Origin of the sequence: Hoeflea sp. YIM 152468, from assembly GCF_029210485.1 — a bacterium.
GTDB lineage: Bacteria > Pseudomonadota > Alphaproteobacteria > Rhizobiales > Rhizobiaceae > Hoeflea.
The window spans coordinates 1-15,005 of record NZ_JARGET010000003.1; the positions used below are offsets into that span (position 1 = coordinate 1).

The 15,005-nt window shown below is 61.4% G+C and carries 15 protein-coding genes; 5 read left to right on the forward strand and 10 right to left on the reverse strand.

Features of this window, described 5'->3' with window-relative positions:
- Positions 1-104: 104 nt before the first annotated feature.
- From PZ897_RS00330 to PZ897_RS00345, 4 genes are all read right to left on the reverse strand, one after another.
- The gene (locus PZ897_RS00330; RefSeq protein WP_275748863.1) at positions 105-257 is read right to left on the reverse strand and encodes a hypothetical protein; all 153 of its coding nucleotides are present in this window, start codon (positions 255-257) and stop codon (positions 105-107) included.
- Between the two features lie 120 nt (positions 258-377).
- Positions 378-767 (reverse strand): VOC family protein, encoded by a 390-nt coding sequence (locus PZ897_RS00335; protein ID WP_275748864.1) that lies wholly within the window; start codon positions 765-767, stop codon positions 378-380.
- A gap of 255 nt (positions 768-1,022) precedes the next feature.
- Positions 1,023-2,951, reverse strand: coding sequence for a DUF2207 domain-containing protein (locus PZ897_RS00340; RefSeq protein WP_275748865.1), 1,929 nt, complete (start codon positions 2,949-2,951; stop codon positions 1,023-1,025).
- A 41-nt stretch (positions 2,952-2,992) separates the two neighbouring features.
- Positions 2,993-3,553 carry a LemA family protein gene (locus PZ897_RS00345; protein ID WP_275748866.1) on the reverse strand — a complete coding sequence of 187 codons (561 nt, stop codon included), beginning with the start codon at positions 3,551-3,553 and terminating at the stop codon, positions 2,993-2,995.
- 304 nt (positions 3,554-3,857) lie between these two features.
- On the opposite strand from PZ897_RS00345, the gene PZ897_RS00350 reads away from it, so the two are divergent.
- The gene (locus tag PZ897_RS00350) at positions 3,858-5,345 is read left to right on the forward strand and encodes a sensor domain-containing diguanylate cyclase (protein ID WP_275748868.1); all 1,488 of its coding nucleotides are present in this window, start codon (positions 3,858-3,860) and stop codon (positions 5,343-5,345) included.
- A gap of 188 nt (positions 5,346-5,533) precedes the next feature.
- Here PZ897_RS00350 and PZ897_RS00355 read toward each other — a convergent pair whose 3' ends face one another.
- From PZ897_RS00355 to PZ897_RS00375, 5 genes are all read right to left on the reverse strand, one after another.
- Entirely contained in the window at positions 5,534-6,487 is a 954-nt protein-coding gene (locus PZ897_RS00355; protein ID WP_275748870.1) for a glycine--tRNA ligase subunit alpha, read from the reverse strand.
- Positions 6,488-6,628: 141 nt separating this feature from the next.
- Positions 6,629-6,820 carry a hypothetical protein gene (locus PZ897_RS00360; protein WP_275748872.1) on the reverse strand — a complete coding sequence of 64 codons (192 nt, stop codon included), beginning with the start codon at positions 6,818-6,820 and terminating at the stop codon, positions 6,629-6,631.
- Between the two features lie 124 nt (positions 6,821-6,944).
- Positions 6,945-7,802, reverse strand: coding sequence for a S49 family peptidase (locus PZ897_RS00365; RefSeq protein ID WP_275748874.1), 858 nt, complete (start codon positions 7,800-7,802; stop codon positions 6,945-6,947).
- Positions 7,803-7,909: 107 nt separating this feature from the next.
- Positions 7,910-8,656, reverse strand: a complete 747-nt coding sequence (locus tag PZ897_RS00370; RefSeq protein ID WP_275749293.1) for a methyltransferase — start codon at positions 8,654-8,656, stop codon at positions 7,910-7,912.
- A gap of 85 nt (positions 8,657-8,741) precedes the next feature.
- Positions 8,742-8,981, reverse strand: a complete 240-nt coding sequence (locus PZ897_RS00375) for a DUF2007 domain-containing protein (RefSeq protein ID WP_275748876.1) — start codon at positions 8,979-8,981, stop codon at positions 8,742-8,744.
- Positions 8,982-9,113: 132 nt separating this feature from the next.
- Here PZ897_RS00375 and PZ897_RS00380 point away from each other — a divergent pair, with 132 nt between their 5' ends.
- From PZ897_RS00380 to PZ897_RS00390, 3 genes are all read left to right on the forward strand, one after another.
- A complete protein-coding gene (locus PZ897_RS00380; RefSeq protein WP_275748878.1) occupies positions 9,114-10,130 on the forward strand; it encodes a polyprenyl synthetase family protein in 1,017 nt (338 codons plus the stop codon).
- Between the two features lie 146 nt (positions 10,131-10,276).
- Complete coding sequence (locus PZ897_RS00385) at positions 10,277-12,127, forward strand: tetratricopeptide repeat protein (RefSeq protein WP_275748879.1); 1,851 nt, start codon at positions 10,277-10,279, stop codon at positions 12,125-12,127.
- Positions 12,114-12,983 (forward strand): 4-(cytidine 5'-diphospho)-2-C-methyl-D-erythritol kinase, encoded by an 870-nt coding sequence (locus PZ897_RS00390; RefSeq protein ID WP_275748880.1) that lies wholly within the window; start codon positions 12,114-12,116, stop codon positions 12,981-12,983. Before PZ897_RS00385 ends, PZ897_RS00390 begins: the two co-directional genes overlap by 14 nt.
- 90 nt (positions 12,984-13,073) lie before the next feature.
- Here PZ897_RS00390 and PZ897_RS00395 read toward each other — a convergent pair whose 3' ends face one another.
- Positions 13,074-13,592 carry a glycosyl transferase gene (locus tag PZ897_RS00395; RefSeq protein WP_275748882.1) on the reverse strand — a complete coding sequence of 173 codons (519 nt, stop codon included), beginning with the start codon at positions 13,590-13,592 and terminating at the stop codon, positions 13,074-13,076.
- Positions 13,593-13,764: 172 nt separating this feature from the next.
- Here PZ897_RS00395 and PZ897_RS00400 point away from each other — a divergent pair, with 172 nt between their 5' ends.
- A complete protein-coding gene (locus tag PZ897_RS00400) occupies positions 13,765-14,922 on the forward strand; it encodes a PA0069 family radical SAM protein (RefSeq protein ID WP_275748884.1) in 1,158 nt (385 codons plus the stop codon).
- The last annotated feature ends 83 nt before the right edge of the window (positions 14,923-15,005 follow it).

A 15,005-nucleotide genomic window follows, 5' to 3' on the forward strand; every position in this document is an offset into this window, starting at 1 on the left:
GCGCATGCGGTCTATGGTTTTGCCCGTCCTCGCGGTTGCACCGCTGCGGGCGAGCCGGCGGGCTGGCATCTCTTCGGAGCGGAGCTCAAGCAACAGGTCGGGCCTCAGGTCAACTCCACAAAGGTGCTGCGCATGCGGTCTATGGTTTTGCCCGTCCTCGCGGTTGCACCGCTGCGGGCGAGCGGGCGGGCGGGAATTTCCTCGGAGCGGAGCTCAAGCAACAGGTCGGGCATCAGGTCGGAGATCAGGTCGGGCATGGGGTCTCGCGCGGTCAATGGTGTGCTGAGCGCGGCTTAGCAAGGGCCGCGCGAAAAGTCACCTTCCATCGCCGCAAAAACAGCCACTGACGGGCATCACCGGCCCGTCACCTGGCAATCTCAGCCATCAAGGGTCTGACCAAAGGCAATATCGTGGCCGTCAAGATCCTGAATGCCGAACTCGAGAACGCCATAGGGCTTTTCGCCGAGGTGGTAATCAATGTCGGCTCCGGATGCCACCAGCTCGTCGTAGATCGCTTTTGCGTCATCGACCCAGAAATAGGCATCCCAGAGGAAGTCCTTGATTTTCCAGTTGGGTACGATGGCGTGACCAGCCGGCTTCTGGCTCAGCATCAACGCCACACCATCGCGGCGCAGGATGGCAAAATCGACCGGATCGCCCCATAAATGGGCCGAAAACCCGACCTTTTCAGTCCAGTAGGACACACTTGCAAGAATATCCGAGACCAGCAGCACCGGTGCCTGTCCGATCAGTTTGGCCTTGTCCATCAGCTTGCAACCGTCGTGCGCAAGCCGTCGCAAAACCACTGCTTGCCGGGCCGCCCGCGGGCGCTCTGGTCACAGCGTTTTCCGGTCAGAGCGCCGGTGCGATAGGGGGCAATTGCGGCCCTATGATCCTTGTTCATCGCGGGTCCTCAGTGGCTGGAGCACAGGCAACCACGATACAGGCCGGACCGACAACCGCAAGTGCGCAGGCCGGCAGCATCGTGGGAGTGTTTGATACAGCCTGGCCGGCGGTGCTGCCTACCAGCCGCCACCGCCACCGCCGCCACCGCCGCCGCCGGACGATCCGCCGCCCGACGATCCCGAAGAGCTCTTGGGTTGCGGCATCGAGGCTGCCATCGCCGCCGAAACTGCAGCGACCGAAGACGCCGCCGCCGCTCCGATGTTGCCGGGCGACCAGGAATTGCCTTGATACCAGTGCGGCTGGTAGTCCCGCTCACGATCGGGGGCGATCCGCGCCAGCTGCGCCGCCCAGGCTTCCGACCAGGGCTTTTCCACCCCAAGACCCGCGGCATAGGGCAGAAAGCGTTCAAACAGCTTTTCCGTCATTTCAGGCGCATCGCGCAGATTGAGACGATTGGTTTCGGCGGTCTCGAGATAGAGCTTGAATCCCTTGATGTCGGCGAGCACCTTGGCGCCTTTTTCCGTCGGCGCGCCCAGAAGGAACAGCATCAGGATCATGATCGCGATCCCGCTTATCAGCAGGGCACCCGCAATCTGGTAGACCGGCACGTCTCCAGGAACCAGAACGACGAGAACGCCGACCAGAAACACAACGCCGCCAAGCAGGGCCAGCCCTGCGCTGCCGATGCGGTTGATCCAGCCTCCGCCCGGCTTGTTCCAGAGCGAGCGGCCGGCAATCCACAGGCCGCCGCCAAACAGCGAGGTCATCAGGATCGGGATCAGATAAAGCAGGCCGTCGTCCGGCGGATCCTGAAGGATCAGGCCGATGATGAAGGTGGCAATGCCGAGCACCACGCCGGGGATGTACCAGCCGATGTTGGCCCGGTAGAACCTGCCTTCATATTCGGAGGTAATGGCCTTGCGCAGACCAGCCACCGCAGATTGCAATGCAGGCCCATTGTGCTTGTCGAGAACCATCTCCGCACGTGACGTCAACAGTCTGGAGAACAGGGCATTTTCTCCGCCAGGCAGCGGTTGGCGGGCTTTCTTGTCAGCCGCCTCCCCGCGCCGCAATGTGACGGTTCCACCCGGTGTCTCGTCAATCCGCAGAAATCCCTTCACCCCCAGCGACAGCAGGGCTGCGATGAAGGGAAGACCGACGCCCTTCTTGCCGGTCCGGAAGCGGTTGAAATGGGCATAGGACAGGGCTGCGGGCGACAGGTTTTCAGGCGGATAGAACAGCGGAATGACCGGTGGCGATGGCGGATCACGGCCAACCCTGTTCCAGGCATAAAGATAGTAGACCGGGACACCGAGCCAGCCGAGGATCAGCAGAAAGATGCCTGCATTGCTGGTCCACATTCCGGCGCCACCGGCATCCGGAGTGACCGCGCCCTTGGTGAAACCGACTGCGATGGTCATGCCCTGTTGCGGACCGAGCGGCCTTGTCAGATCGAAGCGGACTTCCGAGCGGCCTTCGCCGGAAGCCGCATAGTCTTCGCCCTGGTCGCCAAATCCGCCCGTGTAGGCGGCGAGCTGCTCGGCGCGGGCGCCCTCGGGCAAGGTTACCGTGGCGTCGGCGGCGAGGATCGGAAAACTCCAGAAATTGCCGGTGACGTTCCAGTAAAGTTCGTCGTAGCCATCAAAGAAGCGCAACTGCCCGGTGGTCACATAGCGGATCGTGTAGGTGTGTTGCCCCCGCGAAATCAAGGTCTCGGCGTCGCCGATCCTGATCCGGACAAAACGGCCCAGCCATTCGGTGACATAGGTCGCCGGCTGGCCATTGTGCAGAACCTCGATCAAATCGAAGCCGTTTTCCGCCCAGAGACCCCAGTCATCCAGTGCCCGCATGGGAATGTCGCGAAAGATACCGCGGCGGATCTCATTGCCCTCGGCATTGACGGTGATGGTCTCGGTGACGTCGAGCGAGGCATCCGTGCGGACCTCGATCTCCGCGGCAAAGGAGCGTATTTCCTCGCGCGCAGTCGCCGCCTGCGGGGCTGACGCTGCCAGACAGATCAGAATCGCGAAAAGCCAATGCCTCATTGTTCGTCCATCCGATTGGTTTCTTGCCCGACTCGACCGGCCTACTGGAAGGAAACCTTGGGAACCGCGCGATCGGCCTCGTCCTCGATCTCGAAATACTCGGCCTTGACGAAGCCGAACTGCCTGGCGATGAGCGTCGAGGGGAAGGTTTCCACCGAGACATTGAGATTGCGAACGGCGCCATTGTAATAGCGGCGCGACATCGAGATCTCGTTTTCGGTTTCCTCCAGAGCCTGCTGGAATTCCCTGAAGTTCTCGTTCGCCTTGAGATCAGGATAGCTTTCGGCGACAGCCATCAGCCGTCCCAGCGCGCCGCTCAGAGCGCCCTCGATCGATGCCCGCTGTTCCGGCGAACCGGAGCTGCCGGCCACGGCCTGGCTGCGCAACCGGGTGACTTCTTCGAGCAGCTCCTTTTCGTGAGACATGTAGCCCTTGACGGCTTCGAGAAGATTGGGAATGAGGTCAGCGCGGCGCTTGAGCTGCACATCGATGCCGCTCCAGCCTTCGCCCGCCATCTGACGGTTCTTGACCAGCGTGTTGTAGAGTGAAATCGCGTAAAGCACGATGCCGACCAGCACCGCCAAAAAAATCCAAGTCCCCATGCGTCTGCTCCCGGCTTCAATAAATATTTCTTGTGTGCAGATCCGTCCCGGCTGCGCCACGACATTACGCATAGCGGCTGCAAAAAGCCACGGCAAAACATCGCTTCCAACGGTCTGAATCGGTCAGATATGCCAGCCGGCTGGTTCCCACCGGCAGGCGGCGAGGTCGACAGCACAGCGAGATCTGTCCTTGTCTATCAATCAATGGTTTACCATTCTCAGCCCATACTCAAAACAATTGCTAGAATACATTTGCGGCCCCTGAACGCGCGGCGGCATTGATCAAATCAGGAACCATCCGCTCATGACCCATCTCGATACGACCATTTTCGATCTCGCGCCTGTCGCCATGTGGATCGAGGATTTCAGTGTGGTCAAACAGATATTCGACCAGTGGCGCGCCGAAGGGGTTAAGGACATCAGGGCCCATCTCGCCGCCGACCTGACGCGGGTTGCCGCATGCGCCAAAGAGATCAAGGTGGTTGATGTCAACGCCAAGACGCTGGAGATGTTTGAAGCCGACAGCCTCGATCATCTGGTCGACAATCTTTCCATTGTCTTCAACAACGAGATGTTCGAGAACCACATCAACGAACTGGCCGAACTGTGGGATGGAAAGTCTGAATTTTACAGCAACGCTGTCAATTACTCCCTCTCCGGCCGGCGCATGGACATCCAGCTCAAGGGCACGGTTCTGCCTGGTTGCGAGCAGACGCTTGAACGCATCCTGCTGACCACGGAAGATGTGACCCAACGCGAAGACGCCCGGCGCAAGGAAATCAAGAGCCGGCGATATGCCGAAGGGCTGTTCGACAATTCACCCGTCTCTCTGTGGGTGGAGGATTTCAGCAAAATCAAAGTCCTGCTTGAGGACGTCCGCTTCCGCGGGATCGAAGATTTCCGCGTCTTCATGGATGTGCATCCCGAATTTGTACTCCAGTGCATGAGTGAAATCCGCATCATCGACGTCAACCAGGCGACGCTTGATTTGTTTGGGGCTCAGGATCTGCAGACGCTTCTGCATCACCAGGGCGACATCTTCCGTGGTGAAATGGAAAAGCCGTTCAGAGAGCAATTGATGGACCTGTGGGAGGGCAAGCTCTTCCACCATCGCGAGGTGGTCAACTATGCGCTGGATGGAAGCGTGCGCCACATCCTGCTGCATTTTTCGGTGCTGCCTGGTCATGAAGAAGACTGGGCGCTTGTCCAGGTGGCGCTGACCGACATCACCGCGCGCAAGAAGGCGGAGGCCTATCTCGAATATCTCGGCAAGCATGATGTGCTGACCAAGCTGCACAACCGCGCTTTCTATACCGACGAACTCAACCGGCTGGAACGCAAGCCGCTGCGGCCGGTCTCCGCCATCGCGATGGATCTGAACGGCCTCAAGGAAGCCAACGACCAGCTGGGCCACGACGCCGGAGACATGCTGCTGCGGCGGTTCGGCGAAGTGCTCAACGGCGTCACCACACAGCCCAATCACGCATGCCGCATCGGCGGCGACGAATTCACCATTCTGATGCCCGGCGCCGACAAGAAGGCCGCCGAAACCATGGTCGAGATGATCCACGAATTGCTGCATATCAACAACCAGTTTTATTCCAACGCGCCTTTGAGCGCGTCCATCGGCATTGCGACCAGCATGGACGGCGAAACCATGGAAGAGATGATCAAACGCGCCGATCAGCACATGTACGAGGACAAGCGGTCCCATCATGCGGCGCGCAAATCCAGTTCGCAGCGCCAAGACGCTCGCGCAACCGGCAGCGCACAGCGAATTGTCACCGTTTGATGCGGGTCCGAGGGCAGCATGCCGCTTTGTCCGCGCAGACGGGTCTTCGGCGGGCCTTGGATCCGTGCGGAAGGTGACCCACAGATCAACCCGGCCGGAGCATGCTGCATTCAAAGACAGGATCGGGGTTTTGTCTCAGGTCAGCCGGCGGCTGCCAAGATGACGCCTGCTGCTGCCTGCGAGACTTGTTAGCCGGCGGCCTGCAGGGCATGTGCCCCGCCGGCATCGGTCATCAGAAAGGCTTCGCCACATTGGCGCGACAGGTTGCGCACCCGCAGAATGTAGCCTTGCCTTTCGGTGACCGAGATCACGCCACGGGCATCGAGAAGATTGAAGACATGGCTTGCCTTGATGCACTGGTCATAGGCAGGCAGCACACATCTGTGCAGCGAACCGGGCTCAGCCGGCGCGCCGGCCTTGAGAATGGCTTCGCATTCCTGCTCCGCGTCCTCGAAATGCTTGAGCAGAATGGCAGTGTCGGCGATCTCGAAATTGTAGCGTGAATATTCCTGCTCGGCCTGCAGGAAAACATCACCATAGGTGACCTTTTCAGCGCCTTCGCGGCCGTTGAAATTGAGGTCGTAAACATTGTCGACGCCCTGGACATACATCGCAAGCCGCTCGAGACCGTAGGTCAGCTCGCCCGCCACCGGGGCGCACTCAAAGCCGCAAACCTGCTGGAAATAGGTGAACTGGCTGACTTCCATGCCGTCGCACCAGCATTCCCAGCCCAGGCCCCAGGCACCCAGCGTCGGGCTCTCCCAGTCATCCTCGACAAAGCGGATATCATGCAGCAACGGGTCGATGCCGATGGCAGCGAGCGATCCGAGATAGAGTTCCTGCAGGTTGGACGGATTGGGCTTCAGGATCACCTGATACTGATAGTAGTGCTGGAGCCGGTTGGGGTTTTCGCCGTAGCGGCCGTCGGTGGGGCGGCGCGACGGCTGGACATAGGCCGCGTTCCACGGCTTGGGGCCGAGCGCGCGCAAGGTGGTTGCCGGGTGGAAGGTTCCGGCGCCGACCTCCATGTCGTAGGGCTGCAGCACGACGCAGCCATAATCGGCCCAGTAGCGGTGCAGGGCAAGAATAAGGCCCTGAAACGAACGGCTGGGCTGCATATGGTCTGGAAGGGCTTCGGTCATGGCTCTGGGTCCGGATGGCGCATCAAGGGCTGGCAGCCGCCCTGAAAGCGGCCTGGAATCTGCGGCGACAGGTGCCACGGCTCATCTTCATGGTCAAGAGCGGGATCAGCTTGCCGAATCTGGAAGCGATGCGGTAGACGTCTATTCGTCGGGTTTTCTCAGCCGGTACTCGCCGGTTTCAGGATCTTCGATCAGGGTGCCTTGCGCGCCGGTCCGGGTTTCCTTTTCAGCGTCGCGGACGCGAGCGTTGACGCGTTCGGCCTCAGAGATGAAACGCTTGTACCCGAGCCAGGCAATCGCCCCCACGGCAATGAGCAGAAGAAGTTGCGGCATCGTGTCGGTCCTTTCCTCAGCCCGGGTCCGGGCGCTCACTCAACGGGCATGCGGGGAAGCCCGCGGCTTGCCTGAATCGGCACGTCGACGATCCGCCCCCTGCCCGCGCCCTTTTGCTGCCGGGTCAGAGACCGTACCGCGCCCAAAGCGACCGATCATCCAGCGCATTCAATCCTGCTTCGCCGATGCCTGCAAGCGCGCCCATGGCCAGGCCGGTGCTCACACCCGGCGCGCGGCGGCCGAACAGGCCGCGCTGGGCGGCAATCAACCGTGTCCTGACCTTGTCGCCATAGCGTTCACGCAGGGTCGAACGGAGATCTCCCAGACCATCGACCAGGCCCATATCCGCGCCACGGATGCCGGTCCAGAACCGTCCGGTGAACATGTCGGGATCGTCCTTGAGGCGGGCGCCGCGGCTGTCCTTGACCAGGTCAATGAAGACCTTGTGAATGTCGAGCTGCAATTCCTTCAGGCGGGCAACGTCTTCTGCATTTTCCGGCTGGAACGGATCCAGCACCGACTTGTTTTCGCCTGCGGTGTAGATCCGCCGCTCGACACCAAGCTTGTCAATCAGGCCGGTAAAGCCGAACCCGGCCGAAACCACGCCAATCGACCCGACCACGGACGACGGATCAGCAAAAATCTCGTCTCCGGCGCAGGCTATCATGTAGCCACCCGACGCCGCGACATCCTCGACAAACATCAGAACCTTCTTGTTTTTCTCAGCCGCGAGATCCCGGATACGCTTGTAGATCAGCCGCGACTGGACCGGAGAGCCGCCGGGTGAGTTGATCATGATCGCCACCGCAGGGGCTTTCTTGTCGGCAAAAGCCCGGGACAGCAGTGGCGCCACCGTGGCAATATTGAGGTTCTGGCGAAACTGGTTGCCGCCGGCCATGATGGTCCCGTGCAGTCGCACCACTGGAATGGTGATGGCATCCTTGCGGAATCGGGCGGGATAGAAAGAACTCAAAGAGACCATTACGGGCATTCCTGTTGCAAGCGGCGCAGAGGTACCGGGACAGGTCCCGGCGCTGATCCATGTATGTCTTTTCTGGCCCAGTGCAATGGCAGTGCAGCAGGGCGGCTTTATTTTGACGAGCGGTTTTCCGGCCGCCGCGGCCAGCAGCCAAGACCATTGTTGAGGTCATTCATCCGGGGTGAAACCCCCTGTCCAGCGCCCTCATGCATGACAAGGCTGTCGCGCAGACGCAGGCGCGCCCGGCTGCCCTTGATGGCGGTAACGAGAATGCGGATGGCGTCGTCACCCCGGCGCGGGCACAAGGGCGTGATTTCGACGCCGCCAAACCGCTTGCCCAGCGCCTCCAGAACATCCCTCATTGATTGAGGCCGGGCGATGACCGAGACCTGGCCACCGGGCTTGAGGATGGCGGCGGCCGTGCGAAGCCAACGCTCGAACAGATCATCTGTCTGCATGGCATGGGCTTCGGCCTTGAGCTGATCGGGTGTTGTGCGGTCGCGTGCAGCGTTGAACGGCGGGTTCATGATGACATAGTCAAAGGCGCAGTCCGGCAGTCCGGCATCCCGGCGTCTGGTTCCGTGAAGCGAAACGTCGGCCTCGACAATTCGGGCCCGGCCAGCCAGATGCGCGTTGCTGTCCAGGGCCAACGAGCGGCGTGCATACTCGGCCATGACGGCAGACCGCTCGACCAGAACCACCGACAGGCCGGGCAGCCGCGTGGCCGCCGCCAGTCCCGCAGCCCCCGCCCCCGCCCCCAGATCAGCGAGCACGCCGGTGGCGGCTTCAGGAACGGTTGCCGCCAGCACCATCGCGTCCATGCCGGCACGATGGCCTGCCTCCGACGGCTGCACCAGGAAGAATCTGCCATTGTGGAAGGCATCGACCGTATGGTCCGGCCCGGAATGCCCGCAGGGCGCAGCCGGGGCTTTGTGATCCGGGTCAGGCGTCACGGGCGATCCAGGGCCTCAACTCTTGCTCGAGCCCGGCGTCACTGACAATGCGCCGGGCCTGGCTTGCCCTGTCCGGATCAACAAGGATTCGCCTTGGAATGACGCCGACCGACCCCTCGAGGATGCTCATGCCGCTATCGGCGACGAGGCAGCCAATGCCGGCGTCACGCATCAGGCTTTCGACAAAAGAAATCAGGACCGGGTCATTGGTATGGATGAGATCGTGCATAAGTTCTCCCTGAGGGCCTTTGTTTCATCCGAAGGTATCGGTTATCAAGCCCTCTCCGCGCCAAATCGCCGCTTGCCGAGGCTGCTGGCGCTGAATAATGTGCAGAAAAAGACATAACAGGAGTCCGTACCCGTGGGCGTAGTCATATCACTGGAAGATGGAAATCACAGAGACGCATCAGTCAAGCCGCTGGTAGAGACCACCAGGGCCGACATGGAGCGCGTCAACCAACTGATTCTGTCCAAGGCCGGTTCCGACGTGGCGATGATCCCGGAGGTCGCAAACCACCTCATCTCTTCTGGCGGCAAACGGCTTCGTCCGATGCTGACGCTCGCCGCGGCAACGATGTTCGGCTACGCCGGCGAGTACCATATCAAGCTCGCCACAGCCGTCGAATTTATGCATACGGCAACCTTGCTGCATGATGATGTGGTGGATGAAAGCGACCTCAGGCGCGGCCGCTCCACCGCCCGGATGATCTGGGGCAACCAGGCCAGCGTCCTGGTCGGTGATTTCCTGCTCGGTCAGGCGTTCAAAATGATGGTCGAGGTCGGCTCGCTTGAGGCGCTGGACGTGTTGTCCACGGCAGCGGCAGTGATCGCTGAAGGCGAAGTGCTTCAACTGTCCGTCGCCAAGAACATGGAAACGACGGAAGATGACTATCTCTCCGTCATCCGTGCCAAGACTGCGGCGCTGTTCTCGGCGGCCTGCGAGGTCGGGCCGATTGTCGCCGGCGTCAGCAAGGCCGAGCGCAGTGCGCTCAAGTCTTACGGTATCAATCTCGGCCTGGCGTTTCAGTTGATCGACGACGTGCTCGATTATGGCGGATCGGCCCGCGATCTGGGCAAGAATGTCGGCGACGATTTCCGCGAAGGCAAGATTACCCTGCCGGTGGTGCTGGCCTATCGCCGCGGCTCCGAATCAGAACGGGCGTTCTGGAAGGAGGCGATCGAAGGCGGCATCAGCGACGAAAAAGCGCTTGAAAGGGCGTTGGGGCTGCTGACCAAATACAATTGCCTGAAAGACACCACCGCGCGCGCAGAGCATTATGCCTCGATCGCGCGCGACGCGTTGGCGCCATTGCCGGAAACGGACGAAAAATCCGCGCTGCTGGACGTCATCGCATTCTGTCTCAATCGGGTCAGTTGACCACCCCCGTCAAATGCCGAACATTGGGCCTTTGCTGACTCTTGCTGCCCTGCGCCAAAAAAGCCATTGTGTTGGGTAGTAATGTTGCGGCGATTGGCCGGCGCGCGGCCAGAATGAACAAGAGGCAGGACTTGATGCGGCGAAATATGACAGCCCGATACACAGCCAGCGTTGCTCTTGGCGCGTTTCTTTGCTTGAGTGCGGCAACGGCAATCCTGACCGGTCAGGCTGCAGCCGCAACCGCCGAAGTACAGGAGCAGCAGCCCAATTTCCTCGGCTTTGCCGGCGCCTATCTGGCCGGGCGTACCGCCGACATTGACAATGACACCGGTCGCGCCATCGAGTTCTATCGCAAGGCGCTCGAGTTTGATCCGCAAAACCTTGACGTCAAAGAGCGGCTGATGGTGGCTCTGTTCAGCGACGGGCGCTTTTCGGAAGGCGTCGTTCTGGCGCGCGACATGAAGGAAAATCCTGCCGTGGCCCAGGTCTCACGGCTGGCGCTGATGGTCGAAGCCACCAGCAAGCGCGAGTACCGCAAGGCCGCCAGTCTGCTTGACCCGGAAGACAGCAATCCGATTGACCGCCTGCTCAACACACTGATGAAGGCGTGGGCGGAATTTGGTGACGGCAAGGGCGACAAAGCACTGGCCTCGATTCTGGCGCTTGATGGACCGCCCTGGTACCCGGTCTTTACCAGCTACCATGCCGGTGCGATGGCCCAGGCGATGGGCAAGAAATCCGTGGCACGCAACCATTTCATCGATGTGATTGCCGATCCCCAGGCAGGGGCTGCGGCGCCCGACACCTATATCCGCACGGTCATGGCGCTGGCCAGTCTTGAAGCCCGCGCAGGCAACAAGCGAGCCGCGTTCGACGCGCTGTCGGCGGGCGAGGACTTTTCTCCCGGCTACGCCCCACTTGCAGCGCTGCGGCAGCTCATCGTTGATGACGCAAAGCCCGAAGCGGGCGTGACGACCGCGCAGCAGGGTGCTGCCGCCGTGCTGTTTACGCTTGGAAGCGCGCTCAACCGTGAGGGGGCGGAAGAAACCGTCGCAGTCTATCTTCAGTTTGCCCGGGCGCTTGATCCCAACAATGCGGCGACGCTGGTGATCTTGGGCGGGCTCACGGAACGGCTTGGCAAAGCCGAGGAGGCCATCAAGATCTATGAGTCGGTCCCCACCGCATCACCGATGCGCCGTGTCTCGGAACTGCAATTGGGGCTGGCGCTTGCCGATCTGGACCGCAACACTGAGGCCAAGGATCATCTCAAGGCGCTGATCGCCTCCGATCCGAGAGATATCCGCAGCTACCTCGCCTATGGCAGCGTCCTGTCGCGGGACAAGGACTATGTCGAAATGGCATTGACCTATGAGACGGCGATTTCGGTGGCGGGGCCGACCCCGACCCGCAATGACTGGAATTTGTTCTTCCAGGCCGGCATCGCCAATGAAAGGCTGAAGAACTGGCCAAAGGCGGAAGCACATTTCAAGCGGGCGCTTCAGCTTTTTCCCGACCAGCCACAGGTGATGAACTATCTCGGCTATTCCTGGATCGACATGAACATCCACCTCGAAGAGGGGATGGACCTGATCCGCGCCGCCGTCGATCTGCGTCCGAATGACGGATATATCGTCGATTCGCTGGGGTGGGCTCATTACCGGCTCGGACAATATGAAGATGCCGTGCGTGAACTTGAACGCGCTGTCGAACTCAAGCCCGCAGATCCGACCATCAACGATCATCTCGGCGACGCCTATTGGCGCGTTGGACGCACACTGGAAGCCAGCTTTCAGTGGAAGCGCGCCTTGAGCAACGAGCCGCCGGAAGAGCTGTTGCCCGAACTCGAGCGCAAGCTGCTTGAAGGCATGGATGAAGCGGAACCGGTCGTGCCTGCAACCGCCAGCGGCGGAGCCGGGGACGGCGGGGCAAAACCGCTCGACAAGGCCGGAGCCGACAAGAAAGGTGCGCTTGCACCTGGGACCGATGCGCGCAACTGATGCGCCGGCCAAGATAAATCTGGCGCTGCATGTCACCGGACAACGGGCGGACGGATATCACCTGATCGAGAGCTTCGTGGTCTTTACCGAACTCGGTGATCGGGTGATGGCTGACCTGTCCAGTGCCGACGGCTTTCATCTGGAAGGCCCGGAATCGGCGGCCTTGTCCCGCGACGCTGACGGCAGCAATCTGGTGGTGCGGGCGCGGGACGCTCTGCGCGAGGCCGCACGGCAATCCGGCCGCGACGCTCCTCCGGTCTCGATACGGCTCGACAAGCGCGTTCCTGTGGCCTCGGGCATCGGTGGCGGCTCGGCGGACGCTGCGGCGACGCTGAAGGCTCTGAGCCAATTGTGGGACTATCGGCCGACCGACGAGATCCTATCGGGCATTGCGCTCGATCTGGGCGCCGATGTGCCGATGTGCCTGAACGGCACGCCCCTGATTGCCCGCGGCATCGGTGAGGTTCTGCAGCCGGTCGAGCTGGGCTTCGCGCTTGACCTTGTCCTGGTCAATCCGCGTATCGGGGTGTCGACGCCGGAGGTGTTCTCCCGGCTCGGCCGCCGGCACAACCCTCCCCTCCCCGCCCCCAAGGGCATGACGGACAGGGATCAGTTCATCGACTGGCTGGCCAAGACCCGAAATGATCTCGAAGCACCGGCACGCAATCTGGTTGCGGACATTTCGCAATGCCTGTCGCTGCTTGAGGAGTCCGGCGCCCGGCTGGCGCGGATGTCGGGGTCGGGCGCAACCTGCTTTGGACTGTATGCTTGCCGCGATGCCGCCGCCGAGGCGGCGGCGCGACTGAAGCACGGCAGGCCTGACTGGTTCATCGCCGCCACCTGCACTGTGGCTTGAGCTGCGGGCTTCGAGGGGGACGCTCTGTCTCACCTTGGCAAAATGCATGGGTGTCACCGTTCCGGTGAATGCATTTGAACGCGACAGGCTTTACCCCGACGCCAGGACCGATGCAGGAATGATTTCGCAATCGAGCCGGGTCATCGCAAGGCCACGGCCAAGGCTCTCGAGCCGGTGCCCTGATTTTGCATTGGCGATCGCCTGAGGCTTGGGCATCAACACCCCGTGTTCCAATGCCGACACCCGGCCACGGAACCATCTCTTGAAGACCGGCAGCCGGTAGTTTCGCGACGGGCGCATGCGGGCAGCTTGCCGGCCAGCAGCCATATGCTGGCCAATATGATCGATCCAGCCCAGCAAGGGCCGCGCGCCCGGCTCGATCAAAAACACCCAGTCACCGCGAACCGCGCCCACGACATCGCGCAAATCGGGATCAACCAGAAAACGGCAACCGGCGGCTTCGGCCAGCTGTTCGGTGCCATCGCTCGAGCCCCGGTCCAAAATCACGACCTCGGCCACCAGCCCCTCAACCGCCCCGGGGACAAGCGCCGCCAACGTGACCGCCAACGCATTTTCCTGGTCTTTGCACTCAATCAAGACAGTGATCATGGCTCCTTCTAGAGCACGCCAGAGCGATAGGCCAGCACGGCACGGATCAATCAGACACATCCCTGCACCACCTCGCCAATTCATTTTGTTCTTGTTACGTTCCGTTTTTTCGTATAGGAATAAAATCACGATCCCCGAATGATTGACCCTAACCCGTGCGGATGGAGGTTGCATGCCAAGCCTTTCGACACTGAAACAAGCCGCTTTTGCTCCCGGCCTGCAGGCGGCGGAGGCCGATGCGATGATGGCGGCAAGCGGCCTGCGGGTGACCGACGACCGTATCCGCGGCCGCGGCGCCGGGCTCAACATGTCGGGCCGTTACGAGATCAACAGCCGGGAAGCCTTTGACGACGGCTGGGGCAGCCTTGAGGATCTGGCACCGTTCAAGACCGAGGTGCAGATCGAAAAACCGCGCACCATCATCTCGCGCAATCAATCGCCCGACTTGTCCTTCGACCGGTCCATCAACCCCTATCGGGGCTGCGAGCACGGTTGTGTCTATTGTTTCGCACGGCCAACCCACGCCTATATGGGCCTGTCGGCTGGCGTCGAATTTGAAGCACGGCTGTTTGCCAAGCCGGATGCGCCGCGGCTGCTGGAACGCGAATTGTCGCGCCCCGGCTACAAGGTGCAGCCGATTGCCATCGGCACCAACACCGACCCCTATCAACCTGTCGAGAAGACATGGCGGATCATGCGGCAATTGCTCGAAGTGCTCGAAGCCGCCGGTCACCCGGTCGGCATCGTCACCAAATCGGCGCTGGTGGTGCGTGACATCGACATCCTGTCGCGCATGGCGTCGAAAGGTCTGGCGCGGGTTGCGCTGTCGGTGACCACTCTCGACCGCAAGCTGGCGCGCACCATGGAGCCCAGGGCGGCAACGCCGGAAAAGCGGCTGGAGACGGTGCGGGCACTGTCGGAGGCCGGCATTCCGGTCTCGGTGATGGCAGCGCCGGTGATTCCGGGCCTGAATGACCACGAGCTCGAGCGTATTCTGGATTCGGCCAAGGCAGCCGGTGCCGACGCCGCAGGCTATGTGTTGCTGCGGCTGCCGATAGAGGTAAGCCCGCTGTTTCGGGACTGGCTGCTGCGGCACTATCCGGACCGTTACCGGCATGTGATGTCGCTGATTCGCTCGATGCGCGGCGGCAAGGATTATGATGCCGAGTTCGGCAAGCGGATGCGCGGAACCGGGCCCTATGCCTGGCAGATAGCCCGCCGGTTCGATCTGACGGCAAAACGGCTCGGCCTGAATGTGAGGAAGGCGCCGTTGCGGACCGATCATTTTGTCCCACCCCACGGCGAAGGCGTTCAACTGAGCCTGCTGTAGCAGGCTTTGCCCGGCCGCGTTGGGGCCTCAACTACCGGTCCTGCGGTCTTTCGAGCTGCAGGATCTCAACAGATCCGGACCGC

Coding starts and splice junctions, on each gene's coding strand:
- PZ897_RS00350 (WP_275748868.1), top strand. CDS start 3,858: ATGACCCATCTCGATACGACCATTTTCGATCTCGCGCCTGTCGCCATG.
- PZ897_RS00360 (WP_275748872.1), bottom strand. CDS start 6,820: ATGCCGCAACTTCTTCTGCTCATTGCCGTGGGGGCGATTGCCTGGCTC.
- PZ897_RS00385 (WP_275748879.1), top strand. CDS start 10,277: ATGACAGCCCGATACACAGCCAGCGTTGCTCTTGGCGCGTTTCTTTGC.
- PZ897_RS00330 (WP_275748863.1), bottom strand. CDS start 257: ATGCCCGACCTGATCTCCGACCTGATGCCCGACCTGTTGCTTGAGCTC.
- PZ897_RS00345 (WP_275748866.1), bottom strand. CDS start 3,553: ATGGGGACTTGGATTTTTTTGGCGGTGCTGGTCGGCATCGTGCTTTAC.
- PZ897_RS00375 (WP_275748876.1), bottom strand. CDS start 8,981: ATGCACGATCTCATCCATACCAATGACCCGGTCCTGATTTCTTTTGTC.
- PZ897_RS00365 (WP_275748874.1), bottom strand. CDS start 7,802: ATGGTCTCTTTGAGTTCTTTCTATCCCGCCCGATTCCGCAAGGATGCC.
- PZ897_RS00340 (WP_275748865.1), bottom strand. CDS start 2,951: ATGAGGCATTGGCTTTTCGCGATTCTGATCTGTCTGGCAGCGTCAGCC.
- PZ897_RS00395 (WP_275748882.1), bottom strand. CDS start 13,592: ATGATCACTGTCTTGATTGAGTGCAAAGACCAGGAAAATGCGTTGGCG.
- PZ897_RS00355 (WP_275748870.1), bottom strand. CDS start 6,487: ATGACCGAAGCCCTTCCAGACCATATGCAGCCCAGCCGTTCGTTTCAG.
- PZ897_RS00400 (WP_275748884.1), top strand. CDS start 13,765: ATGCCAAGCCTTTCGACACTGAAACAAGCCGCTTTTGCTCCCGGCCTG.
- PZ897_RS00390 (WP_275748880.1), top strand. CDS start 12,114: ATGCGCGCAACTGATGCGCCGGCCAAGATAAATCTGGCGCTGCATGTC.
- PZ897_RS00335 (WP_275748864.1), bottom strand. CDS start 767: ATGGACAAGGCCAAACTGATCGGACAGGCACCGGTGCTGCTGGTCTCG.